This is a genomic window from Arthrospira sp. PCC 9901 (assembly GCF_059013425.1).
The window spans coordinates 1276268-1301837 of record NZ_CP102296.1 but is presented as its reverse complement, the minus strand read 5'-3'; the positions used below and the strand labels follow the sequence as shown (position 1 = coordinate 1301837).

The 25570-nt window shown below is 45.4% G+C and carries 20 protein-coding genes; 13 read left to right on the top strand and 7 right to left on the bottom strand.

The features are described 5' to 3' along the window. Positions 1–45: 45 nt before the first annotated feature. Together NLZ44_RS05660 and NLZ44_RS05655 are read right to left on the bottom strand one after the other, a co-directional pair. On the bottom strand, positions 46–1029 hold the full coding sequence (locus NLZ44_RS05660) for a DUF6745 domain-containing protein (protein WP_493752129.1): 984 nt from the start codon (positions 1027–1029) through the stop codon (positions 46–48). 14 nt (positions 1030–1043) lie between these two features. After that, positions 1044–1364 (bottom strand): DUF8820 family protein, encoded by a 321-nt coding sequence (locus NLZ44_RS05655; RefSeq protein WP_493752128.1) that lies wholly within the window; start codon positions 1362–1364, stop codon positions 1044–1046. Between the two features lie 569 nt (positions 1365–1933). Here NLZ44_RS05655 and NLZ44_RS05650 point away from each other — a divergent pair. Then, entirely contained in the window at positions 1934–2977 is a 1044-nt protein-coding gene (locus NLZ44_RS05650) for a phosphotransferase (protein ID WP_493752127.1), read from the top strand. Here NLZ44_RS05650 and NLZ44_RS05645 read toward each other — a convergent pair. Continuing rightward, the gene (locus NLZ44_RS05645) at positions 2974–3525 is read right to left on the bottom strand and encodes a peroxiredoxin family protein (RefSeq protein WP_493752126.1); all 552 of its coding nucleotides are present in this window, start codon (positions 3523–3525) and stop codon (positions 2974–2976) included. The two genes, NLZ44_RS05650 and NLZ44_RS05645, sit on opposite strands and share 4 nt — an antisense overlap. 383 nt (positions 3526–3908) lie before the next feature. Here NLZ44_RS05645 and NLZ44_RS05640 point away from each other — a divergent pair, with 383 nt between their 5' ends. From NLZ44_RS05640 to cysH, 10 genes are all read left to right on the top strand, one after another. Then, the gene (locus NLZ44_RS05640; protein WP_493752125.1) at positions 3909–6059 is read left to right on the top strand and encodes a VMAP-C domain-containing protein; all 2151 of its coding nucleotides are present in this window, start codon (positions 3909–3911) and stop codon (positions 6057–6059) included. Positions 6060–6072: 13 nt separating this feature from the next. After that, on the top strand, positions 6073–7116 hold the full coding sequence (locus NLZ44_RS05635) for an AAA family ATPase (RefSeq protein WP_493752124.1): 1044 nt from the start codon (positions 6073–6075) through the stop codon (positions 7114–7116). Continuing rightward, the gene (locus NLZ44_RS05630; protein ID WP_493752123.1) at positions 7116–8585 is read left to right on the top strand and encodes an SAV_2336 N-terminal domain-related protein; all 1470 of its coding nucleotides are present in this window, start codon (positions 7116–7118) and stop codon (positions 8583–8585) included. Before NLZ44_RS05635 ends, NLZ44_RS05630 begins: the two co-directional genes overlap by 1 nt. Before the next feature lie 305 nt (positions 8586–8890). After that, positions 8891–13273: a tetratricopeptide repeat protein gene (locus NLZ44_RS05625; RefSeq protein WP_493752954.1), complete on the top strand. Its 4383-nt coding sequence runs from the start codon at positions 8891–8893 to the stop codon at positions 13271–13273. A 433-nt stretch (positions 13274–13706) separates the two neighbouring features. After that, positions 13707–14339, top strand: coding sequence for a DUF488 domain-containing protein (locus NLZ44_RS05620; RefSeq protein ID WP_006626224.1), 633 nt, complete (start codon positions 13707–13709; stop codon positions 14337–14339). After that, a complete protein-coding gene (locus tag NLZ44_RS05615) occupies positions 14329–14775 on the top strand; it encodes a DUF488 domain-containing protein (protein ID WP_006626223.1) in 447 nt (148 codons plus the stop codon). Before NLZ44_RS05620 ends, NLZ44_RS05615 begins: the two co-directional genes overlap by 11 nt. Positions 14776–14784: 9 nt before the next feature. Further along, positions 14785–15426, top strand: coding sequence for a dual OB domain-containing protein (locus NLZ44_RS05610; RefSeq protein ID WP_368663711.1), 642 nt, complete (start codon positions 14785–14787; stop codon positions 15424–15426). Between the two features lie 310 nt (positions 15427–15736). Next, positions 15737–16312, top strand: coding sequence for an RNA-guided endonuclease InsQ/TnpB family protein (locus NLZ44_RS05605; protein WP_008050082.1), 576 nt, complete (start codon positions 15737–15739; stop codon positions 16310–16312). A gap of 51 nt (positions 16313–16363) precedes the next feature. After that, positions 16364–16756 (top strand): RNA-guided endonuclease InsQ/TnpB family protein, encoded by a 393-nt coding sequence (locus NLZ44_RS05600; RefSeq protein ID WP_008050085.1) that lies wholly within the window; start codon positions 16364–16366, stop codon positions 16754–16756. 642 nt (positions 16757–17398) lie between these two features. After that, positions 17399–18220: a phosphoadenosine phosphosulfate reductase gene (gene cysH, locus NLZ44_RS05595; protein ID WP_111892933.1), complete on the top strand. Its 822-nt coding sequence runs from the start codon at positions 17399–17401 to the stop codon at positions 18218–18220. A 267-nt stretch (positions 18221–18487) separates the two neighbouring features. Here cysH and NLZ44_RS05590 read toward each other — a convergent pair whose 3' ends face one another. Next, complete coding sequence (locus NLZ44_RS05590) at positions 18488–19006, bottom strand: heme-binding protein (protein WP_493752122.1); 519 nt, start codon at positions 19004–19006, stop codon at positions 18488–18490. Between the two features lie 5 nt (positions 19007–19011). After that, a complete protein-coding gene (locus NLZ44_RS05585) occupies positions 19012–19983 on the bottom strand; it encodes a thermonuclease family protein (RefSeq protein WP_493752121.1) in 972 nt (323 codons plus the stop codon). A 444-nt stretch (positions 19984–20427) separates the two neighbouring features. On the opposite strand from NLZ44_RS05585, the gene NLZ44_RS05580 reads away from it, so the two are divergent. Then, the gene (locus NLZ44_RS05580) at positions 20428–21351 is read left to right on the top strand and encodes a MauE/DoxX family redox-associated membrane protein (RefSeq protein ID WP_111891265.1); all 924 of its coding nucleotides are present in this window, start codon (positions 20428–20430) and stop codon (positions 21349–21351) included. Here NLZ44_RS05580 and NLZ44_RS05575 read toward each other — a convergent pair. Beyond that, positions 21348–22241 carry an ATP adenylyltransferase family protein gene (locus tag NLZ44_RS05575; protein WP_493752120.1) on the bottom strand — a complete coding sequence of 298 codons (894 nt, stop codon included), beginning with the start codon at positions 22239–22241 and terminating at the stop codon, positions 21348–21350. The two genes, NLZ44_RS05580 and NLZ44_RS05575, sit on opposite strands and share 4 nt — an antisense overlap. 287 nt (positions 22242–22528) lie before the next feature. Between NLZ44_RS05575 and dusA the strand changes: the two genes are divergently transcribed. Beyond that, positions 22529–23533, top strand: a complete 1005-nt coding sequence (gene dusA, locus NLZ44_RS05570) for a tRNA dihydrouridine(20/20a) synthase DusA (RefSeq protein WP_008050096.1) — start codon at positions 22529–22531, stop codon at positions 23531–23533. A gap of 83 nt (positions 23534–23616) precedes the next feature. Here dusA and NLZ44_RS05565 read toward each other — a convergent pair whose 3' ends face one another. Beyond that, on the bottom strand, positions 23617–25488 hold the full coding sequence (locus NLZ44_RS05565; protein WP_493752119.1) for a calcium-binding protein: 1872 nt from the start codon (positions 25486–25488) through the stop codon (positions 23617–23619). Positions 25489–25570: the final 82 nt, after the last annotated feature.

The following is a 25570-nucleotide window of genomic DNA, read 5'->3' as shown; positions in this document are numbered from 1 at the left end:
AATTCAGCGATACATTTTGCCCAGATCATAATCATTAAATATTGTTTAAGTTTCCACTGCAAATTCTTCCGGGTCAATCCCCCAGTTCACCCACTTAATCGCCGCCCTAGCTGAGGTCATATCTGGGGGAACCCGCAGGACATGAATTGATTTGGTACTCCCACAGGTCATTTGTAATAATAAAATTGGCTCGTTTTCCTGAGAGTTATCAATTTTCAATAAAGTATATTCCCGCCAATTATCTAATTCTATCGAATCGAGTTCTTGGCAAATTCTGCCATAACCTATCCCCTGAATTAGCACCCTTCTAATTTCCGCATTTGGTTCCGTTAATAACCATTGTGATTGCCATTGATTTGGGTGCAGTTTTCCGTATTTTTCCGGTAACCTTACCCCCTGATTGAAGTAGCAGCAAAATCCATCGGAAAATTCGATGGCGGCTTCTCCTTCGGCGTGGAGGCGATCGCTTTCATCCACACTATGACGGATTAACTCAACCCCCCATAGATAATCTTCTCGGAAAATCCAACCGTGATGGGCGTAGACCTGATAACCGTCCTCAAATACCATAGCGGGTTTGGCGATCGCGTGCAAGCGAGACCTGTTATCTGTTAACCTCGTGAAAGAATGAGGCTGATTAGCTTTTTCCCTAGCCGAGGCGATCGCCGCCCAAAATCTTTCCGATTCTAAAGGTTTTCGTAAAAACTGACAATAGCCATAAAAATATTGCGGTATATGTTCATCAATTGTACTGGGTTTAACCTCCATTAATACCAAAGGAATTTTCTGCCAATCTCTATGGCCTTGAATTTGCCAAAATAGCTTCATACCACTAACTTTCGGCAACGTCCAATCCAACATAATTAGCGAAAAACTCGCCCCTTCAGCCGCTAAAATCTCACTAGCCACTTGACCATCACGCGCCTCAATCACCTCCCCCGTCATCCTTTTGAGTAATTCATCTTTAATCAGACATCTCATCACTATACTGTCATCAATGAGTAGAATTTTCTCATCAGTTGTATTCATAAATTTTCATCAATTTAATCAACTACCCGCCGCCATCCCCTCGGTTCATACTCCCGTTGAATCGTTACTAGCCAGTCTCCCCGGGGAATAGCAATAGGATGGTGTTCCTCATGGGTGAGTATAGCCGTTTGGGAATAAACCCGTAAGCAGAGATTTGTACCCCACTGATAAAGTTCAGCTTCCCCTTGTGTAATGCGGTGAGTGTGTCCCGTGACTTCCCCCCTCGCTAATACTAAATCACAAAGCTTTTCTACAGATATCAAACTCAGATCAGGTAAGTCCTGGGTAGCTTGTAGAATTACGTCTCCTTGTCGCATTGATTTAATTGGTTTCATATTCCCAGCCATTCGGTGAGACATATCACATAATTATTAAAAAAACTGTAATCAATTTTACAAAATTTGAAGATAGTTGGCAAGTTATCAAGTATAACTAAGATATTTTGTTCAAATCAGACTTGCCGAAAAATCCAATTTGTAGTATAGCCTGATGGAATTGTCTAATTATCCATTATATCAGTGTTTGGGAAAAACACAAAGAAATAGTTAAGAATTATTTACCGGGAAAATAATCTGGTCAAAAAATATAAAAAATGTCATTTTTACCTTACAATTTGACGCTAGAAGAAATATGATAATAAATCAAATGGTGTGATCGATTGGTGGTTCAACGTCGCCATAGCTTGTCATTTATACCAAAAAGGTTTGATGATTTTTGATGGTAGAAATAATCAGATATTTTAGGGAATCAGGCGAAGAGTCAGCCAATTGATCCAAAAAAGGAAGTAGTCAATACAGATGCTACCAAAAACTGAGGGAAACCCTTGTTAAGCTAAAGCGATCGCATCTGTGTGAGACCAGAGAAGCCGTCAACACTAATCAAACAACTTTGGAGGTATAAAGCCATGATTGCCGTTAGTCGCACCAAAAGCAAACGATCTAGATTAAGCCTAGCGACTACAGAAGAGACATTCCCCGTCAGTTACTCCACCCTAGCCTGTGACGCTTTAGTTTCCAAGGTACTACCTAAGTATAGACTCGAAGCAGTCCAGAGTTGTGAATTTTGGCATCGAGGCTTGAGTGATATATATGTAATCGAAACATCGATCAGATCCTATATTCTCAGAGTGTCCCATCATCATTGGCGGTCTAGGTCAGAAACCGAATTCGAGTTAGACCTGTTGGACTTTCTGCGGAAACGAGATATTCCCGTTTCCCACCCGTTAAGGACTTGGGAGAATCAACTGTTAGTAGAAATTAATGCACCGGAGGGAAAACGATATGCAGCCCTGTTCACCTACGCATCAGGACAAATTCCCCTAGGAGACTTAAACCCTAGCCAGAGTCGCCAACTAGGTCAAACTGTCGCCCGTCTTCATCAGGTTTCTCGTCACTTCCATACAGACCATTACCGATCGCCACTAACCCTAGAATACCTCTTAGATCGTTCCGTAGAAGCGATCGCCCCCTTCCTACAATTGCGATCGTCTGACCTATCAGACTTACATAATACAGCAGAGACAATCCGGGCTAAACTAGCTGATTTCCCCAAAAACGCTGACCTATGGGGAATTTGTTGGGGAGACCCCCACAGTGGAAACGCCCATTTTACCAACTCAGGAGAGATCACCCTATTCGACTTTGATCAATGTGGCTATGGTTGGCGCATTTTTGACATCGCCAAATTTTTACAAGTTTCCCTACAAGCCGGGTTAGGACGTAGTAGCCGAGACGCTTTTATACAAGGATATCAAGATATTTACCCCCTCACTGATTGGGAAAAATATACCTTACCCGCCTTCACCCAAGTTGCCCAAATTTGGTCCTGGGCGATTAGCTTACAAAGCGCCAAAATGTACGACTATAGCCGCTTAAATCATGGTTACTTTTCCCGTTACCTACAACAGCTAAAACGCTTAGAATCCAAAGATTGGCAGCCTGGTTTTTAATTAGCTAGTTCATCGAGAACACTCAGTAGTTTAGGGACTGTCGCATTGGGTTCAAGAAACGAAAATAAATGGCGATATTGTAAGATTCCCTCACCGTCTAAAATAAATTGAGCCGGAAGAGGTGCGCCCAAGGCTTGACCTACATGATAAAGTCGGAAAATACCACAGCTAGAATCACTTAACAATGGCATTTTTAGACCTAAATCTTTAACCACGGTCTGGCTTTGTGCTGTGTCTGTACTGGTAATCATCAATATTTCAGCGCCACGCTCCACAAAAGCTGCATAATTTTCATTGAGAGCTTTTATGTGGGGGTAGCATAGGGGACAATACTGCTTTTCCGTAAAAATTCGCGTAAACGCCAGAATAACAGGCGTATTACCTCGGTATTCAGACAGACGCACTTTCCCATTATTCGTGATGTCTGGTAATTCAAAGTCTGGGGTCTTTTTCCCTAAGTGTAAAGTCCCAGTCGCCGGAATGGGTAAAAAGTTTCGGAAAAATCTTTGATTCAGTAACCCACTAAAGTCATTGGAAGTTAGCATCATCTCAATCTCATATCTACTCTGCTTGATTAGCTATCAATGTAATTCATAATTATGTTAACTTTTGTAACAAAATCTTAAGAAATGTTGCGAAAAATTTTTGTCTGGGGGGGTTCCTTGCTTTTTTGGGAAACCTGGGCTATACTTTTAGATAATGGTAATATTGGCAATTTTTTTAAAAGGACATATATATTAATTATGAAACTGTACACAAATATAGTATCATGACTTCGCAGCACCTGTCAAGCCTAGCGGCACAAGAATTCCCAGACAGCAGCAGAGGGTTAATCCGGTGGAATCAAAAATCCCAGAAAACCATGACCCCAGACATCAGATTTCTAGGCGGTTTCTGGTAGAATCAGTCCATGAGTTAGACGGAGCAGGATATGGCGGTCAAAAAGACCCTCTATCGGCTGGGAGTATTTGGAGCCTGCTATGTTGCAACCTGCACATTCCCCCCAGCCTTGGGTGTAGTGGGGTTACTCTCAGACCCAGAGGCTCAAGAGTTTTTAGGGGAAACTTGCAAGGCTATTGGCTCAGTTATAGCCGGAAATGTGGCGAATGAGTTAGGGGATGCCACGACCGGACATCCTGGGGTTTCTTTGAGAAACCACGATTTAATTCAAGCGGTTGGGAAAGCGATCGCCGCCATTATTACCGATAAAGCGGTTCCTAAGTTTAAGCATGATAGAAAGACTCGCCACCATCTTCTGAAGATTGCCGAAATCACCCCCGACAAATGGGTAGATTTATGGAGTCGTTGGCTAAATGAAGATACAGGAGAATCGGAAAAATATCCAGAACTGGGTGAGGGTAAACTCCCAGATATCCTGATTCCAAAGGGTGATAAAATCCTGGAATTGGAAGATTGGCAAGATATTTTTGCTCGGCTGAAGATGGCAGCCTGTCCGGGGGGAGGATTTCAGTTTCCTGATGGAGTTTCTGCCAAAGTTTCCCAACTGCTTCATGATGAATTCCCCAAAGCCTTCCGTGAAACCCTCAAGGAAGATTTTGCCGAAGATGGTAAGGCTTTCGCGGGGTTAATGTTGGATTTACTGACCGGGTTGCGGAGTGACTTGGCTCGGCTCAATGAACAGCAAAATGCTCAGTTTGAAAGTGTTTTAAGCCAATTGCTAAAACTCAAAAATGACGGCGAAGCGAGTCAAGCCTATCAGATTCAAGAGTTTGCCAAAATCCAAACATATTTTGATGACTTACAGCGTCAACTTGAGGGAAGCCAAGAACAACAACGGCAAACCCTGCGAGATATTTCCGAAAGGCTTGAGTCGAGTTATGGCAGTATTCGAGAGATTTTACAAACCATTCCCTTGCAACTAGAAGAACTTCAAGCAGGGGTTGACCAAGCGAATCAAGGAATTGAAGAAATCAAAGCTCTATTAAAATCATCGACCATCCTACCCGTTCCTGGGATGTTTGAAGATAGAAAACCTATGAATTTTGAAGGGATATCCCAACAAATTCTTCAGATATTGCGGGGGATTGGGTATGATAAAGATGTCGTAGAGTTTGCCCAGACTGAATTACCAGACGATGCTATTGTAGAGGATACTTTTTTGCCCTCTGAACTCAGCAGTTTGACCCAGATTTTGCGGTATCAATGCTTAGATAAATTCTTAAACTTATTGGAAAATCAGACATCCCAGAAAGAAGCCGATAATTTACCCCATCCCTTAGAGTCTTATGTGCTGGTTACTGTGGAGTCCCAGAAAAAGTCTGAGCAATTCATCGTCAACGCTTGGCTAGTGGAGGATAATTCCTTAATCCAAAATGACCCCAATACCGCGTTTAAGCCGCTGTTAGATGAACCTGGGGAATATGGGTTAAGTTGTACTCAGGCGGAGATTCAGAGTGTGTTAAATCAATGTCTCATAAAAGCCTTAAAGTTGCTGAGAGGAAAGCGGTATCATTTAACTATTGAAGTGTTTTTGCCCAAAGAGTTTCTCAGTACCGAAGTTGACCAATGGCAATTAGAATTTGACCCCATTGATAGTGAATTTTGTTGGGGAATGAGGTACGGACTGCGAGTGCGATCGCTCGAACGATTAAATCTCGATTATCTTGACAATTACCTAAATCAGTGGTATGAAAACTGGGGGAAAGTCAGCCAGATTTTAGACCAATATCCCCCGTTAGAAAGTTTTGAGAGCCTAGAAGACCTCCACAGCTTCAACTCTCGGCAACTGCCCCACCAATTAACCCAGAAAATAGGCTTAAAGCTGACTTGTCCCACCGCCTCTGAGCAGTTCCAGGTTTTAGTCAAAGCCATGTTACAAGCCGCAACACCGATCGCCCTTTGGCCCCGATGCCCTGATGCCAATTCCAACTATGCTGAGAGTATCAATCAACTCCTCACCTGTCGCCCTTTGCGTCAGTTAACCGAGTCAGTCCAAGAACTCCGCTCCGCCTCCCAGGGAAATAGCCCCGACCATCTCGGATGTCATTTGGGATTTCTCTGGGAAGATCCTTATCGTCTCACCCCTGAGATGATGATTGAACTGATGCAACCGGGAGAATAACCCGCCTAACCCCATGAACACCTGGAAAATCTTTCAAGGAAATCGTCACCCCCATGATGGGATTGAGAACTTACCGCCACCTCCAAGTTGGCGACAGTTTACTGGAGTAGAAGAGAGTCTGGTGGAAGAAATTGCCAAGCGCTGGAACCATTTTTTGCAGACCTTAGACTCAGAAACTCGTGACCAAAAACGGGGGAAAAGTTTTCGGATTCATAGCCCTGAGACCCAGGAGCAAAATCGGGTGGTGAATATGGTTAATGCTGCCTTATATCTGAGGCGACCCCTGTTAGTAACCGGGAAACCGGGAACGGGGAAAACCTCCTTAGCCTATGCGGTGGCTTATGAATTGAAACTGGGTCCGGTGTTGCCGTGGTATATTACGGCTCGTTCCACCTTGCAAGATGGACTCTATCGTTATGATGCGATCGCCCGTCTCCAGGACGTTCAAATGGGCGACAAAAGTAAAGATATCGGTCGTTACATCAGCCTCGGTCCATTAGGAACCGCCCTCTTACCCGCTCATCGTCCCAGAGTCCTACTCATCGACGAAATTGATAAAAGTGACATCAACCTCCCCAACGACCTCCTCAACCTCTTTGAAGAAGGGGAATTTACCATTCCCGAACTCGCCCGAATTAGCCCAGAGCAAAATCAAGTGGAAGTCACCACCGCTGATGGGATTTCAGTTCCCGTCCAAAATGGAAAAATTCGCTGCTCTAACTTTCCCTTGATTATCCTCACCAACAATGGAGAACGGGATTTTCCCCCAGCCTTTCTCCGGCGTTGTTTAAGACTAACCATGCCCTATGAACCCGATTCTGCCGCCTTAAAAGAAATTGTCGCAGCCCATTTAGGGGAAGATAGCCTCACCCAAGACCCCGCCAAAATTAATCAACTCATCGATCAGTTTATCAACCGTCGCAGCCAGGGCGACCTTGCCACCGACCAACTTTTAAATGCCATTTATATGGTGACGCGAGAGTTAAAACCGGAAGTCAGCGAAGAGAAAGAACTCGTAGAAATCTTGATGAAGTACCTTAACAGTTCAGAAGACTAATGAATCCCAACTTGGTTCAAGCCTTACAACAGGAATTTCAACTTTCCGCCAAAGATATTGCGGATATCTTTTGGCTGGCTTGCCACATTGACCAATATTCTGAATCTGTAACTTCCCCAGAGGAAGCCAGTGCTTCTCCTGGGGCTGAACCCTCTGCGGACAGCAGCAGTTCATCCCAACCGCCCACCGAACCCGCCCCTCAAACCCCAACCCCAGAGGATTCCGCCACAACCCCTCCAGAGAATCTCCCAGAAAACCAACCCCCTGCCCCTGTTACCCCAGCAACCCCCCAACCGCCGCAAGGGGAAATTGTCCCCAAACCGGAACCGAGTCAAACCGCCCCTGGTGGAGGGGGTTTACCGATTCGAGTTTCCGATGCCCCCTCACTTCGGGAACCTCTGACCTTAGCCAGAGCCTTAAAACCCCTGATGCGTCGAGTTTCTGGGGGACGAGATTGGGTGATTGATGAAGTTGCCACTAGCGAACAAATTGCCAGCCAAGGGATTTGGATTCCGGTTTTAAAACCTCGCCTAGAACCTTGGTTAGACTTAGATTTAGTCATTGAGGATTGTGTCTCGATGTTGCTTTGGCGGCATACCCTCCGAGACTTAGAAAAACTCCTCAAGAACTATGGAATTTTCCGAGATGTCCGAGTTTGGAGTTTGCTCACGGATAACCCGGAAGCGGTCAAAATTCGGCGGGGGATTGGGGCAACGGCGAAACATCAAGCCCCTCGCAGTCCCAAGGAATTAATCGACCCCACTGGGCGACGGTTAGTGATTGTGGTGAGTGATTGTGTCTCGAAAGTGTGGCGAGAGGGGAAAATGACTCCCATTTTAGACCTGTGGGGGAAACGGGGGTTGATGGCTATTTTGCAGATGCTGCCTGAATGGATGTGGAAAAGAAGCGGTTTAGGTTGGGAAGCGTTGGTGAGGTTACAGGGACTTAATCCCGGAGATTGGAATCAGAATTTAAAGGTTGATGAATTCCCTTTGTGGTGGGATGAGGAAGTCACTCATTCGGTGGTGAAGGTGCCGATTTTCACGTTAGAACCGGAATCGGTAGGGACTTGGGCGCGATTATTGGCGGGGAAAGGTAAAGTTTGGGCAGCGGGATATCTATTTAAGTATGCAGAACATCAAAGACGGAGGCAAAGACCCAATTCTGGCGGCGAATTAACGGCAGAAAAGCGGGTAAACGGGTTTCGGGCAACGGCTTCTCGGGTAGGGCGGAAATTAGCGGGGTTGTTGGCGGCAGCCCCTGTGATTACCTTACCTGTGGTGCGGTTGATTCAGGAAAATTTGTTAAAAGAGTCGTTGCCAGTCCATGTAGCCGAGGTGTTTTTGGGTGGGTTATTGCAGCCGATATCGGAGATTAATATCGATACTGACCCAGAGTTGGTGCAATATGATTTTATGCCGGGAGTCCGGGAGTTATTGTTAGAGTCGGTCCGGTGGATGAGACGGTGAGTGTGATTGATGAAATTTCTAGTCGTGTAGCGGAGAATTTGGGCTTGTCGGTAAAAGATTTTGGGGCGATTCTGAAAAATCCGCAACAGTTAGGGGAAGGGGCAGTTCAGGAGAATGCGATCGCTTTTGCCCGGGTAACGGCTCAGATTTTAAGGTCATTGGGAGGAGCATATATAGAGTATGCGGAACAGTTGGAATCCTCCTCTGTGGTTGAGGAACCGCCACCGGAAACCGAAGATTCGGAGCCTGAAGAGAATCAGCAAACGGCATTACTGCAATTTTGGGCGCAACTGCTGCAAGCGGAAATGCAGGGTGATACCGCAGCCGTCCATCAGGTGATGCGGGAAAATATAGGATTGATTGTTCCTGAATTAGGAGACATTATTGCCCAGTCAATACCGGAGCTTGTGGCTGAGAATCCCTACCAAGAAGAAGGGATAACCAGGTTAGTAGAAAATACCTGCATCAGTATTCAAGAATTCCCCTATGGTCGGTATGTAGAAGTGCAAGAGATTGCTATCCGGGGCTATGATGTGCTGTTGGCACTAAAGCCTGATAATCCAGCAAAGGCGCGAACCCTGACTAACCTCGGCAATGCCTGCCGGACTCAGGCAGAATTGGGTATGAATCTGGCTGCCAATCTCGAAAGGGCGATCGCCTACTACGATGAAGCCGCCTCTATTCAGCGGCGGTTGGGGTTAGACCTAGACCTCTCCAGAACCCTGACTAACCTCGGACTTGCCCGCCTCACCCAAGCGGAGATGGGCATCAACCCCACCGCCAATCTCGAAAGTGCGATCGCTGCCCACGATGAAGCCGCCTCTATTCAGCGGCGGTTGGGGTTAGACCTAGACCTCTCCAGAACCCTGACTAACCTCGGACTTGCCCACAGCACCCAAGCTAATATGGGCATCAACCCCGCTGCCAATCTGGAAAGTGCGCTCGCCGCCTACGATGAAGCTGCCCATATTCGGCGGCGGTTGGGGTTAGATAAAGACCTCTCCTCTACTCTGGCTAACCTAGGGAATGCCTACCGGACTCAGGCAGAATTGGGTATGAATCCGGCAGCGAATCTCGAAAGTGCGATCGCTGCCCACGATGAAGCCGCCTCTATTCAGCGGCGGTTGGGTTTAGACCTAGACCTCTCCAGAACCCTGACTAATCTCGGACTTGCCCACAGCACCCAAGCTAATATGGGCATTAACCCCGCCGCCAATCTGGAAAGGGCGATCGCCGCCTACGATGAAGCAGCAGAGATTCTGCGGCGGTTAGGGTTAGACAAAGACCTCTCCGAAACCCTGACTAACCTAGGGAATGCCTACCGGACTCAGGCAGAATTGGGTATGAATCCGGCAGCGAATCTCGAAAGGGCGATCGCTGCCTACGATGAAGCAGCAGCCATTCGGCGGCGGTTGGGGTTAGACAAAGACCTCTCAGTAACTCTGACCAACCTAAAAAATGCCCTAGGGATGTTAGGAGAAATACAAAGGAAGGGGGGGCGCTCGGAGGAGGCGGAGATACTCTACTGGCAATCTTTGGAAGTTCAAACCGAATTGGGCGATCGCCAAGGCATGGCAACCTCTTGGGGACAGTTGGGAGATATCCAGCGAAATCGCGGCAATTTCAAGGAGGCGGAGCGTCTGTATCGGCAATGTTTGGCAATTGAAACCGAATTGGGCGATCGCGCCGGGATGGCAACCTCTTGGGGAAAGTTGGGAGATATCTGGCAAACTTGCGGCAACTGGGATGAGGCAGAGAGACTCTACCAGCAATCTTTGGCATTATTTACAGAATTGGACGATCGCCAAGGGATAGCAACCTCTTGGGGAAAGTTGGGAGATATCCAGCGAAATCGGGGCAACTGGGATGAGGCGGAGCGTCTGTATCAGCAATCTTTGGCAATTGAAACCGAATTGGACGATCGCCAAGGGATAGCAACCTCTTGGGGACAGTTGGGAGATATCCAGCGAAATCGGGGCAACTGGGATGAGGCGGAGACACTCTACCGGGAATCTTTGGCATTATTTACAGAATTGGGCGATCGCTTGATGGTGGCAATCTCTTGGGGACAGTTGGGTTCTATCGAGTTCAATCGCGGCAACTGGAATCAGGCGGAGCGTCTGTATCAGCAATCTTTGGCATTATTTACAGAATTGGGCGATCGCTTGATGGTGGCAATCTCTTGGGGACAGTTGGGTTCTATCGAGTTCAATCGCGGCAACTGGAATCAGGCGGAGCGTCTGTATCGGCAATCTTTGCAATTGAGAATCGAATTGGGCGATCGCGCCGGGATGGCAGCCGTTTGGGGACAGTTGGGAGATATAGAGTTCAATCGCGGCAACTGGAATGAGGCGGAGCGTCTGTATCAGCAATCTTTGGGATTGAGAACCGAATTGGGCGATCGCTCCGGGATGGCAACCTCTTGGGGACAGTTGGGAGATATCCAGCGAAATCTCGGCAATTGGGATGAGGCGGAGCGTCTGTATCGGCAATCTTTGCAATTGAGAGCCGAATTGGGCGATCGCTCCGGGATGGCAGCCGTTTGGGGACAGTTGGGAGATATCCAGAAACTTCGGGGCAACTGGGATGAGGCGGAGCTTCTGTATCAACAATGTTTGGAATTGAGAACCGAATTGGGCGATCGCTACGGGATGGCAGTCGTTTGGGGACAGTTGGGAGATATCCAGCGAAATCGCGGCAACTGGGATGAGGCGGAGCGTCTGTTTCAGCAATCTTTGGCATTGAGAACCGAATTGGGCGATAAATCGGGGATGGGCTATGTTTACAATGAGCTTGCAGTTGTCCATAAACACTTCCACCGAATCCCAGAAGCTCTCGCCACCTGGAGAGCGGGTTTAGCCATTTGTCCCCCAAACAAATTTCCCATAGAAGCCTTGGCACTCGGTAGCGGATTAGGCAATACCGCCTTTGACCTCCAAAACTGGGAAATTGCCATCGAAGGCTACAATCAAGCCATCCTTGCCATCGAACAAAGCCGCTACTGGGCCTCCTCCGAAGCCACCAAACGCGAACTCATCGCCAACTCCTTCGATATCTATCAAAAAATGGTGCAAGCCTGCATCAACCACCAAGACTACGCCCAAGCCTTGCTCACTGTGGAACGCCGTAAATCCCGCACCCTGGTTGAACTCCTCGTCAGCGCCGACCGCTCCTACCCCACAAATGCCACGGACGAACAAAAACAACGCATCAGCGACCTGCGTCGTCAAATCGTCATGTACCAACAACAACTCGCCTTCACCCCCAGGGACACTCTCACCTCCACCACCGAAAACAACCCCAACCAACCCTCACCTGAAACCCTCATCCGGCAACAACTCGAAGCCGCTAACCAGCAATTGCAAGCCCTGCTCACGGAACTCGACGACTCCTACTTTAGCCTCACCCAAACAGTTTCCCTCGACTTCTCGGACTTACGCCGCCTCATCCCGCCCCAAACCGCCCTCATCGAGTGGTATCTCCCAAGCGAAGCCGACTCCGGATTTTACGCCTTCCTCGTCTCTCGCCGCCGAGACGAGCAAATCCAGATTACCCCCCACCACTTTAGCGCCGAGGACCGCCAACACCTGGACCAAGCCCTACAGGACTACCGCAGCGACTACAGACAACCCTCCTGGAATCAGCAACTCCCCCAACGCCTGGAAACCCTCAGCGCCGCACTGCAATTCCCCCACCTTCTGGCTGAATTATCCCAGATTAAACAGCTTATCCTTATTCCCCACCGGGAACTGCACTTCATCCCTCTCCACGCTCTCCCGGTCTCATCTTCTCCCCTCTCCCCCTTTGATGCCGGGGCTAAGGGAGTCTTCTTGCAAGACCTCTTCCCAAAAGGTGTGAGTTATGCCCTTAATTGCCAACTGCTGGCACTAGCCCAAAACCGCTCTTCACGCCCACACTTTAACCGCCTCTTTGCCATCCAAAACCCTACCGAAGACCTCCCATTCACCGATTTGGAAGTGGAAGCCATCCAATCTCTATTTAACTCCCACCAAGTCCTCAAACATAAGCAAGCCGAAAAAGTCGCCATTGATGCAGAAATTCTGAAAAACGCCGACTGTACTCACTTCGCTTGTCACGGTTTATTTAACTTTCAAAACCCCCTCCAATCGAGCCTTATCCTCGCTAACCCATTTTCCCCCCCCGAAGCTCCAGAGTCCCAACTCCGAAACGGGAACACTCTCGACCCCAGCAAATGCCTAACCCTCGAAGACATTTTCTTGCTTGACTTGAGCAACTGTCACCTCGTCACCCTTTCCGGCTGCGAAACGGGCATCGGTATCACTAACGTCACCTCTACCAGTGATGAATATATCAGTTTCGCCAGTGGATTTCTTGCGGCGGGTTCTGCCAATGTGGTCTGCTCCCTGTGGAGTCCACATGATTTATCCACTGCCATTTTAATAATTCGCTTTTATGAAACTCTCCACCAGCAGCCTGACTCATCAGTGGCTCTGGCGTTGCAGCAAAGTCAGCAATGGCTGCGAAAAGCCACAGTGGCACATTTGTTAGTCTGGGCTGATAGCTGTCCACTGATTAGTGAGTATTGGCAGGAGCAAATGAAAGACGCACTCACCCCTACTTTTGGTAAAAATGGGCTGGATGTTAAACCCTTTGAGTCTCCTTACCATTGGGCGGCTTTTGTGGCGATCGCTGGCCTGTCAGGATAATTATAGCCCTGGGCGTTGGGGTAGTTACGGGTTATCAACTCCCCAGTGCCAAAATCCTGCTGCGTGTGCGAATACATTGGGGGCAATTTTCGCCTCGACCTCCCCGTTAATCTTTGCAGAAGCGATCGCTTTTCCCTGGGAAGCTAATCCAGGGGATAATTGGCTTATGGCATAGGGGTTATGGGATAGGGGTTATGGGTTATGGCCTATGGCATAGGGGTTATGGCATAGGGGTTATGGGATAGGGCGATCGCAGTTGTGCTGAGTTGCCCTTGTCTGATGAATAGTTAGATATCCCCCCTCTACCTGATTGGGAAACTGGTTAAGATTGACAAGCCAAGCGCGTCTGTACTATCATAATAACCACGGTTCATATACCTGGATGAACCCTACTATATAAGATGGTATGACTAGGTAACAACAGAGGAGCAGCATGGAGTTATTCAGTATCGGTCACTCTAATCATGAGATAGATGCTTTTATCTCCCTGCTCCAAAAGCATCAAGTAACCGCTGTTGCTGATGTACGTTCACATCCCTACAGCCGATTCTTGTCACATTTCAATCGCTCATCCCTACAAGAGTTTCTCGCTAAAGAGGGAATTCAATATGTTTTTCTGGGACGGGAACTGGGTGCAAGACCTAGTAACCCCGACTGCTATATCAATGGTAAAGCCGTATATGAAAGAATTGCCCTCACAGATGCGTTTCACCAAGGAATTAAGCGACTTCAGAAAGGTTTGAAAAAACATAAGATTTCGCTGATGTGTGCTGAAAAAGATCCATTAACCTGTCACAGAGCCATCTTGGTCTGTCAGCACTTACGGGATTTGGATATCCCTATAAATCACATCCTCAAGAATGGTGATTTAGAATCTCATGAGCATTTGGAAGATAGAATGCTTGTCAAGCATGGTTTTAGGGATTTTGGCGATTCACAAGAAGTTCAGCTTTCCCTATTTTCCCCCCAAATTTTACCGACAAGAGAAGAATGCTTGAGCCAAGCTTATCGACTTCAGGGGGATGAGATTGCTTATGTCGAACCGGATAATAGCCATGAAAAATAAGGTTGATTTATTCACCATAGGTTTCACTAAAAAGAGCGCACAAAATTTCTTTGAAACTCTTAAAAAAGCAGGTGTTAAGACAGTTATAGACACTCGCCTAAATAACGTATCTCAATTGGCGGGATTCGCTAAAAGAGCCGACTTAGAGTATTTCTTGAAAACTATCAACGATATTGATTATGTGCATATTTTAGACTTGGCTCCCACCAAAGATATTCTTGATGAGTACAAAAAGAAAAAAGGAGATTGGTCGATATACGAGCAGAAATTTTTAACGCTGATGGAGGAGCGTCAAATCGAAAAAAAACTGTCCCCAGATTTAGCTCATGGAGCCTGTTTGCTTTGCAGTGAGGCTAAACCTCATAACTGTCATCGTCGCTTAGTTGCTGAATACTTAAACCAAAAATGGGGAAATATAAACATTCATCACCTATAAGTCGTAAGGATGATGTCAAAATTAATTTGTCTTGCTAATTCTCGGAAGAACAATGACCGTTGTATTGCTGGGATAGAAATATCTACAGGTAAATGGGTTCGTCCTGTGACTAGATTGGATGATGGTCGCATTCCGGTAAATATGTCTCAGATTAATGGAAGGCTTATCCAACCTCTGGATATCGTTGATATACCTCTAAGTGATACAGGAAATGGATATGAATACGAGAATAGACTGATTTTAAGGGGTTCCTGGAAGCACATTGGCAGAGTTAGCCCTATGGACGTAGTTTGTTATTGTGATGATGAAATTATTCATAGTCATTGTCATGATTGGCTGAATGCTATCCCCTATTCATACATATCTTCATTGCCTCGCCATCAAAGACGTACATTACAAATAGTCAAGGTTGACGGGTTTAAAACTTGGTGCAATAATTACGGGAAGTGGAAAGGGGAAATTCCTTTAGAGGGCGGTAACAGCTTGGTCTTAAACGTGACTGATCCAGAGCTTTGTACTAAACTAGACAATGACTATATTTTAAGTCCTGAATGTCTGGTGGTTCTTAGCCTTGCTCAACCTTGGCAAAAACCTAATTCTGATGATGAACTTCTATGTTACAGGCTAGTGGTTGCTGTTCTGGAACTGTAAATAAACCCGCCCCGGCAAAAACCAACTTTTTCCTCGCAGACAACATAGCCCAAGTCCGATGGACTCAGGCTATGCTTTGATCATATAGGCCAGCGATTTTATAAAAGGGGTGCTGGCGGTTTACTAAAGTAGTTAATTCTCATCAAACCATGAGATTGTGAAGATCTTGTGGAGGAAATCAAGAAATTTTCACCAAAATTTTGGCTATGGATCTGACGAAAATCACACGGGATGCCCGCAAGCCCTCGTCTTTCAAGGGAGGGTTAGGGCGACTCGCGGGTTTTAACCCGCGTTTATTTTTTAGGCTATAATGGCTGATACCAGCGCGTACAGTGTCAAAATGTTGGTGATCGAATACAAAGTCCAACCCAAGCCACATCAAGTCGAAGCCATTGATGAAGCAATACGGACAGCACAGTTTGTCGGCAATAAGGTGCTTCGTTATTGGATGGACAATCGTGGCATAGGTAAGGTTGACTTATTTCGATGCAACACAGCACTGCGGAAGGTGTTTGATTTGGTCAAGGATTTAAACTATCATGCTTGTCAAACGGCAGTTGAAAGGGTTCTCGGTGCCATTACTCGTTTTTACGAGAATTGCCAAAACCAGGTCAAGGGGAAGAAGGGGTATCCAAGATTCAAAAAACATTCTCGTTCGGTAGAATATAAAGTCTCTGGATGGAAACTATCAGACAATAAACGGCAGATCACTTTTACCGACCAAAAAGGTATTGGTAAGCTCAAGCTGATCGGCTCTAGGGATATTAATTACTATCAGCCTGAACAGATTAAGCGAGTGAGGATTATTAGACAAGCAGATGGATATTATGTTCAATTCTCCATCAAATTAGATCCTAGAGATACCATAACCCCTTTAACTCCTTAGGCCCAAAAACATTTAAGAGTAAGCAGACAGCGAGAAGAGTTTGTCAAAAGCGTGGCACTCCGTTTAGTCCAATCTAACGGTTTGGTAGTTTGTGAAGACTTGAATGTTCGAGGTATGGTTAGAAATCATCGTTTAGCCAAGTCGATAACCGATGCAGGATGGGCTACTTTTAAACGATGGCGAGGGTATTTTGGGGATAAGTATGGCAAATTGGTTATTGCTGTTCCACCCCATAATACTTCTCAGAATTGTTCTAATTGTGACCAAAGGGTAGAAAAGTCGTTATCTACTCGCACTCATGTCTGCCCTCATTGCAGATATACAGACTTCCGTGATAGAAACGCTGCTTTAAACATATTGCCAAAAGGATTAAGTATGGTGGGGCGCACCAAATCTCAAGCTTCAGAGATTTGCCCTCTAGTTTGGTTGGAGAAATCCTGCTAAATTATGGCAAGTCTATGAATGAAGAATCCCCGTCTATTTAGAGCGGGGAGCGTCAAAACAAGGGTAGTTGCTCAGGGAATTTTTGGGTAAGATTTGTTTGGGTTATGCCTAAACCCGCTGTGGGGACTGCGGATAAGTCATCATACCGGACGATTGATTCTGTGGGTTGCACCACGGCTACTGCTGGAAGTTTTAAGATCTCAACACGCTGAAAGCTCGGTGGCTTGGTAGCCCCGTCTCTTTAACGGGGAGGAAAAGCGACAGGCGTGCTTACGCCGGCGGGTGCTATGGTATCATATAACTGCCTTCTCTAAGACCCGAATGAAAGGGGCTTAACATCCCGTGAGGGCAGACTTGCATAATGCAGAAATGTCGGTAGCAAAGTGGTTTCATCGGCGAGAGGCAAAAGGGACATCGAAAAAAAGTAAAGGGAAGCCTTATGGCTACCTATAGGGGCGCTTTGACTACGCCTGTGAGAACTTTTGGTTCATTCCCGAATCTCCGTTGCTTTAGCGTGGAGAGAGTCAAATATTCACAAGAAGGATGGTTATTCGTATGCCAACTAAGTGCTGCCCCTCGTTTACTCCGGCAGCCAGCCCAGCTGAATACAGCTATGGCGGGGGTCTCTAGGAGGGAAAAAAGATGACGAATTTGAGTCTAATTAATTCCAACGGACAATCTGCATCTATCCCGTCAGACCAAAACGGGTGCTGTGACGATCGCACTTTAGAGCAACTGGATCTCGATAGCATTAACGATCGCCTCAAAAATGCTAATGCTACTGATATTGTGAAATGGGCTGCGGAAACTTTTGGGTCAGGGTTGTTGATGAGTACCAGTTTCGGTATCCAATCGGCTGTGATGCTACATCTAGTTACCCAGGTAGTTCCAGATATTCCGGTGATTTGGGTCGATACGGGTTATCTTCCCATTGAAACCTACCGCTTTGCTGAAGAATTGACTCAGCGCCTCCAACTCAATCTGAAAGTCTATCAATCTTCCCTGTCTCCGGCTAGGATGGAAGCACTTTATGGTCGTCTGTGGGAACAAAATGATCTCGAAGCCTTTAACCGCTATGACCAAATCCGCAAGGTTGAACCTATGCAACGGGCTTTAAATGAACTTGGGGCTACGGCTTGGTTGGCGGGACTTAGGGCTGATCAGACCGCACACCGCCAAACTTTGCGTTCTATTGATTACCAATCGGGTCGTTATAAGGTTTACCCGATTCTTAATTGGCATTCCCGCGATGTCTATCAATATCTAACCGCCCACGACCTCCCCTATCATCCCTATTTTGACCTCGGTTACACTACTGTTGGTGATTGGCATTCCAGTCGCCCGGTGACGGATAGTGATGAAAGCGATCGTGATACCCGGTTCCGGGGACTTAAACAAGAGTGCGGCTTACACCTTCCCCAAAGCGACGAAGAAGCCAAGAGCTTGGATTCTAGTTCCCTCTAACATAGTCCCGCCTGTTATGGTTACACCCAGGGCGATTCCCCGGTATCGGTCTATTCTGATAATTAGATTAACTTTTGTAACAAAAAATTAATAATTGTTACAAAAATTTCTGGTTGGGGGTCGCGTCTTGATTTTGGGGTGAGGCTGTGGTATTATTTATATAATGGGCAAATATACATTTTTTTTTTGACTAAAACATTCCAATTATGAAAAAAGAATATGTCAATATTATATGATGAGTCGCCAAAACTTGTCAACCCCCAGCGGTTAACGGGGAGCAATGGGGATTTGTACTTCACTATATTTTAAATAGGGGGGAGTCATGGGGGAATTATAAAACAAGCGTCTTGGGGGTCCAAAAATTTGATATTCGGGATGCTGTTGTAACCAGTCTTTCAATTTATCCAAATGTATTTGGTAGCTTTCCCAGGTATAAGGACCTTGAATCCCAATGCTAACGACGATCATTTCTGGGGTATCTGTTACGGTGACATCAGAATCAACAGTTTGGGGATTAATTTCGGGTTGAGAATATAAAAAAGACACATCAGCCGCCGATGTTTCTTCCCAGGAATCTTCCTGTAAATATCGCGCCTCGACGGGGGTTGTCATGGCGATATTATTAGTGCTAATATGTTGAAATAGGGGGTTGAATGCCATGCGGGTGGCGATGGTTAAATCTCCCTGATGACGGTAGGTAACAGCCCGATAATGGGGGTATTTTTTAACTTCAATAGTTCCAATGGCTGTGGGTTCTGGGAACCCTTTTGGTAAATCGGCTGGCATTTTTCTTAACTCCTAGATTCAACAATTATCTTTGATTGTACACGATCAGGCTCCCCAAGTGCTATCAATTGCTGTAAGTGATGTGGTGTAGGACAAAAATCAGATAATTGCTGTGGGTGATTTATGGTGATTTCGGGTTTATCTCGATACATAATAACCCGACCAGTAATATAAACATATCCTCGACCGAGACCAGCATATCGACGATTAATCAATCGGACAATGGGTGCATTTTTCTCGCTTTTGGCTTCTGGTATCCATAGCTTGATAATATGGTCTTTTGATCCGGTATGAATTAAGGCACTATTACCAATCCATTTGGTGATACCATCTTGTAAGTCACAAAATACAGTAATCCATTGTTGACTAGCGGCGGCGGCTAGAATTTCGGGATAATCAAAACGGACAGAAAGCACTCCGGCTGTTTTGCCATGATGGCGATAATCTTGAATGATACTATCCCTTAATGACCACCAACAGCTTAATAGTTCATAATCACGAAATGGCTTATTTTGAGGTAAATTACGATTCCAAATGATGAGATTATGGGATTGAGCGATCGCTTCTGCTTCCATCATTTGGCGGTGATAAAATTGCGATCGCCCATATTTAATATAATAGGGACTCCAACCTTCTTGAATTAGTCGCAAGTTATAATTATCATCGCCTTTATGAACATAACAAATCAAGCGACCATAGGTATCTCGGTATTTGTCTAAACAGACTTCTAAGGAATCATGACTATCAAATTCCAAATCAACTTGGGTTAAGGTTCCATCAGCTTCGGTGAAGTATTTTTTAGCCATAGCTGAAGCCTCTATTCCGGTTTGCGTGACAGGTTTAGAACCTTTAGCAAATGATTCCTCGGTATCAACACAATGCAATCGCAGAGGTTCTCGGCGACCATTTAGCAAGACTTTGATAGTATCTCCATCTACAACTTTAGTAACTTGTAGGTTGTTAATTCTAGTTCCCACTTTTCTATAAGTATACTGGTAATTTACAAGAGTCTTCTATAGCAGTTATTAACCTAGCTGAATTATGAAGTATTAAGGGATTGTTTCATGGGTATTAATCAGATTTTAACTTATCTAATCCCTCACTGCTAACCCCTCTCCCAATAGGGTAAGGGGAGTTTAGATGTAGATCAATCAGGAATTGCTATAGATTTTGTGTCCCTCCCAAATAAGCAAGCGATCGCCTCAGTTGGGGATACCAAAATGAGGTAAAGCTACTATTGAAGATAAACAATGATATCATAGATATGGGAAGGTTAAATCTTGAACAATGCAAAGTTTTATCACATAATTGTCAGATGTCCTTTCCCCAGTGTATATAGGTTTCCCTGGGTCTCTAGTTGATTCGGGGATGACCTGTAGGAAGCCCAACCCCTGTGATTAACGCTTAACCATGATTTAACTATGATATCCGCAACATTAGCTAATTTTGGTATTGTATTTGTCGGAAGTGTATTTTTACTAACAGCGATCGCCAAAATTATTGAACCTTGGAAATTCGCCCAACACATCGCCCAACTGAGGCTATTTACTTCTGGGTTAATTGAACCGATAACCATCACTTTTATAGGTGTTGAAGCGACCATAGGAACCGCGTTAATTTTCGGGGCGACACCCGCCATTATGATCCCGTTGAGTATCATAATTTTAATGGGTCTGTCGTGGTTAACTTATTGGAGTACATCGACGGGAAAAACGGAAAATTGTGGCTGTTATAATGGCTGTCTAAAAATCACCCCCAATCAAAGTTTACTGCTGAATTTATTATATATTATTTTCCTAGGTGTAGGTTTAATTGGCAACTATAACACAGGGACTATTTTATGGCGGTGGATGATTGTTATAGCGACGTTTTTAGTTAGCTATACAGCCGCCTCAGCTTCCCTAGCGTATTTAGATAGTCATGGCTATCCATTAATTGATTTAGCGCCGATTCAAGCTAACCGACCCTGGCAAAATCAATGGTTAGGAGAAGCGGTCGATTTAGACCTAAGTTTTGGTTCAAAATTAATCGTTTTTATGAGTCCCCGCTGTCCTCAGTGTAAGGACTGGTTACAGGTGTTAAAAATTGTCCATGATTGCCCGGAATTGCCTGATGTTTTAGGGGTTGTCGCGTTTACTAATTATGATGAAATGCGGTGGTTTGTTGATAGTTATCAACTCAATTTTTCGGTGGTCGCTTTAGATAGCGTAGCATACGATCGCCTAAAAATTGATACTGTCCCCACCGCTGTAATAGTGGAAGATGGTATCATCCGAGAAAAATGGGTGGCGGGAATGCCTGCATCATTTGTTCAACGCATTAAACAGGCGCTATCTGTAGCTTAAATAGGGAAAGCCACAGACTTAAGAATAGTTAAGGGTTGTTGTTGCTTTAGTTGTGCCAATTGTTGATGATTACCAACCAGTAGCGCCCCCGCAAACCCTAAAGAATTAACGGATATTTCGTCAAAACTTTCTTGCGATCGCGGTATAATTAACAGCCAATTTCGAGTCGCTAATAAGTTATAAGGTGTGGCGGGTTTCCCCTGATCATTAATTGAGATGTTCAGAAAATCCAAGGATTTTAAATACTCTGCCAAAGTCACTTGGGCGGCTAATTTATAATCAGTGACTAAACCGGGTTCAAATAATGATAAAGTATGGCGAAACTCAAAGGGGGGTATTTTACCGATTGAACCGGAAAAAATACTAGATGCGATCGCCTTTTCAATCGGTACATTTAAACCATTAGGAATTAGGGGAAACGGCACAAGTTGAAGGTGTTTATGGCGTTGACTAGCCCCCGCCTCTCGACCACCATTATAGAAGGCTAAACCGTCAATTTCGGTCAAAGCCAGCCACATAGCCTCAAAATCTTCTAAGGTTAGCAAACTATCCTGTTCTTGAAAATCCCGCGTTACTATCAACAGATGATAATCGACGACATTAAACTTATTAAGTAAACCCACATGAGTAGCTGATAAATTCTCGACAAATAAATCAGGGTCATAAGGTAAAAAAGGATTAAATTCTACCCCGGTGGCGGTCTGGGTTTTTTCCTGCTTTTCCTGGGCTGTAGCCTTACGTTGCAGATTATCTATCACCCTGACCAAAAAAGGGATTTCCGCCTGTTCAATGAGCTGATAATGGGTGCTAATAGGCTGTAATGCACCGACCTCTAAAGCCCGTGCGGTTTGCTGTTGAAGTTTTAACAGTAATGTCCCTGGTTCTAGCATGGTTAATTATGGACTCAGTAAGTAATCAGTAAGCCCACTAATTATATCAAGTTTTACCTGTAATTTTTTGCCTAATCACGGGTTGATTAATATCGATGATGTCATGGGGGAAGATATGGCGCAGAGTGATGAGTTAATCCGGGCTGAACATTGAGCAGTTGGTGAGTATTGATCAGATATTTGGGCGGAATGGTTGGGGGGAAAGATTGCCATAAAAATTAGTCATGGTATACTATTATTAGATAGTCTTAGATACTCTAATTATAGTATAGTCTATGATTTTAAACATGACAGCTATCAGTCCACAACTGAGGTTAAGTGAGGACAATTATCAAAGTCATATCCTGAGTATTGCACCCATGATGGATAGGACCGATCGCCATTTTCGTTACTTCATGCGACAAATTACCCGCCGTCCCCTACTGTATACAGAAATGGTGACAAGTGCTGCAATTATTAACGGCGATCGCCACAAATTACTGGACTTTTCACCAGAAGAAAAACCCCTCGCCTTACAGGTTGGGGGAGATGATCCTAATGAACTGGCGACCTGTGCTAAAATCGCCGAAGATTGGGGTTATGATGAGATTAACCTCAACGTAGGTTGTCCGAGTGCGCGGGTGCAAAATGGTAACTTTGGCGCTTGTTTAATGGCGGAACCGGAAAGAGTTGCTGAAGCTATCTCAGCCATGAAAAAAGCAGTTAATATTCCAGTAACAGTTAAGCATCGTATTGGTATCGATAATCGCGATCGCTATGAAGATATGGCCGCATTTGTGCGGGTGGTCGCCGCCTCTGGGTGTCAGCGTTTTACCGTTCACGCGCGCAAAGCATGGCTACAAGGATTAAGCCCCAAAGATAACCGAAATATACCCCCCCTGCGTTATGGAGATGTTCACCGTCTCAAGGCAGAATTTCCCGATTTGACAATTGAAATTAATGGAGGATTTACTACCCTTGAACAGGTGAAACAACAACTCACAAAAGTTGATGCGGTAATGATTGGTCGCGCCGCCTATGATAATCCCTATTTATTTGCGATCGCTGACCGAGAAATTTACGGCGAAAATATCAACCCACCCACCCGTCATCAAGTAGTAGAACAAATGCTTCCCTATATCGAAAATTGGTTAAGTCAGGGAGGGCGACTTAACAGCGTTGTCCGCCATATCCTACAACTTTTCGCTGGACAACCAGGGACTAAAGCCTGGAAGCGATATTTAAGCGAAAACGCACACCTTCCCGGCACTGGCGTGGAAGTAGTTAAAGCCGCTTTAGCCGAGGTTCCCTGACTCCCAAAAGCGATCGCACTTTTCAGTCAATATAAAAAGGCGATCGCCTCTTAAAAACAAATCTCACTGACCACTAGATCAACCTAGAAAAAACTGAAGATATTGCTATCTTCTAAACTCACATCAATCACCTGGTCTATGATACCAACCAGTCGGTCAGAACCCGCTATATAAATAGCTGTGCCATTATTAACCTCCGTTGGTGTCACCTCAAGTCGATAGTCATCAGGATTACCGATTAAAACAATGATATCTTGATTGATCTCGAAGTCACTTACTATGCTGTAACCTTCCCCCGGAAGCATTACAAAAGTATCATTTCCTTCCCCTCCCACGAGAGTATCAGCACCTTTTGCTCCTCCATATAGGATATCATTACCCTTGTCTCCAAACAAGATATTATTACCATCACCTGCTATCAAGGTATCATTACCCTGACCGCCATAAAGGGAATCATTACTGTTTCCTCCAAATAGCAGATCATCATCCTTATTTCCTAATAGGATATCATCACCACTACCAGCCACTAGGGTATCATTACCCCGACCACCAAACAGAGTATTATTTCCCTCGACACTATTCAGTAAATCATCACCTTGAAAGCCTAGTAAAGTTTCATCTGATGCTGTCCCAATAATTACATCATTATTGTCACTACCAAACCACTGATTGGGGAAAGGTTGAGTAATCGACCCATCATTACCTCCTGGTAAAACTTCCGGGATTTCTGGGATGAAATTATCCAAATTAATCAATTGATTAATTGCTTCTATCCCCAGTTGTCCTGTTTGTGTTGGTATTGACGTATCGTCAAAAGTCGGAAGTTGAATCGGAAAGAAAAGAGATTCTTCAAATGCTACAGGTTCCTGAAAAAACAGTCCCGGTTCTGGTTCCGGTTGCGGTTCTAATGCAATAGGTTCTGGTTCCGGTTCCGGTTGCGGTTCTAATGCAATAGGTTCCGGTTCTGGTTCCGGTTGCGGTTCTAATGCAATAGGTTCCGGTTCTGGTTCCGGTTGCGGTTCTAATGCAATAGGCTCGGTTTCCGGTTCCTCTTCTGTTCCCGAATCATCAACAATAGGCTCGGTTTCCGGTTCCTCTTCTGTTTCCGAATCATCAACAATAGGCTCGGTTTCCGGTTCCTCTTCTGTTTCCTCTTCTGTTTCCGAATCATCAACAATAGGCTCGGTTTCCGGTTCCTCTTCTGTTTCCTCTTCTGTTCCCGAATCATCAACAATAGGCTCGGTTTCCGGTTCCTCTTCTGTTTCCTCTTCTGTTCCCGAATCATCAACAATAGGCTCGGTTTCCGGTTCCTCTTCTGTTTCCTCTTCTGTTCCCGAATCATCAACAATAGGCTCGGTTTCCGGTTCCTCTTCTGTTTCCTCTTCTGTTCCCGAATCATCAACAATAGGCTCGGTTTCCGGTTCCTCTTCTGTTTCCTCTTCTGTTCCCGAATCATCAACAATAGGCTCGGTTTCCGGTTCCTCTTCTGTTTCCTCTTCTGTTCCCGAATCATCAACAATAGGCTCGGTTTCCGGTTCCTCTTCTGTTTCCTCTTCTGTTCCCGAATCATCAACAATAGGCTCGGTTTCCGGTTCCTCTTCTGTTTCCTCTTCTGTTCCCGAATCATCAACAATAGGCTCGGTTTCCGGTTCCTCTTCTGTTTCCTCTTCTGTTCCCGAATCATCAACAATAGGCTCGGTTTCCGGTTCCTCTTCTGTTTCCTCTTCTGTTCCCGAATCATCAACAATAGGCTCGGTTTCCGGTTCCTCTTCTGTTTCCTCTTCTGTTCCCGAATCATCAACAATAGGCTCGGTTTCCGGTTCCTCTTCTGTTTCCTCTTCTGTTCCCGAATCATCAACAATAGGCTCGGTTTCTAGTTCCGAATCGGGTTCGGTTTCTGTTTCCGAATCAGGAGCTAGTTGAGATTCATCAAAATCGGAAAATTCATCATCCATTGTAACTGTTCCTCCAAATTAATATAAAACTCCCGGTAGTACACTCGGGCTGAGGGTATTTGAATCGTCCATGCTATTTATA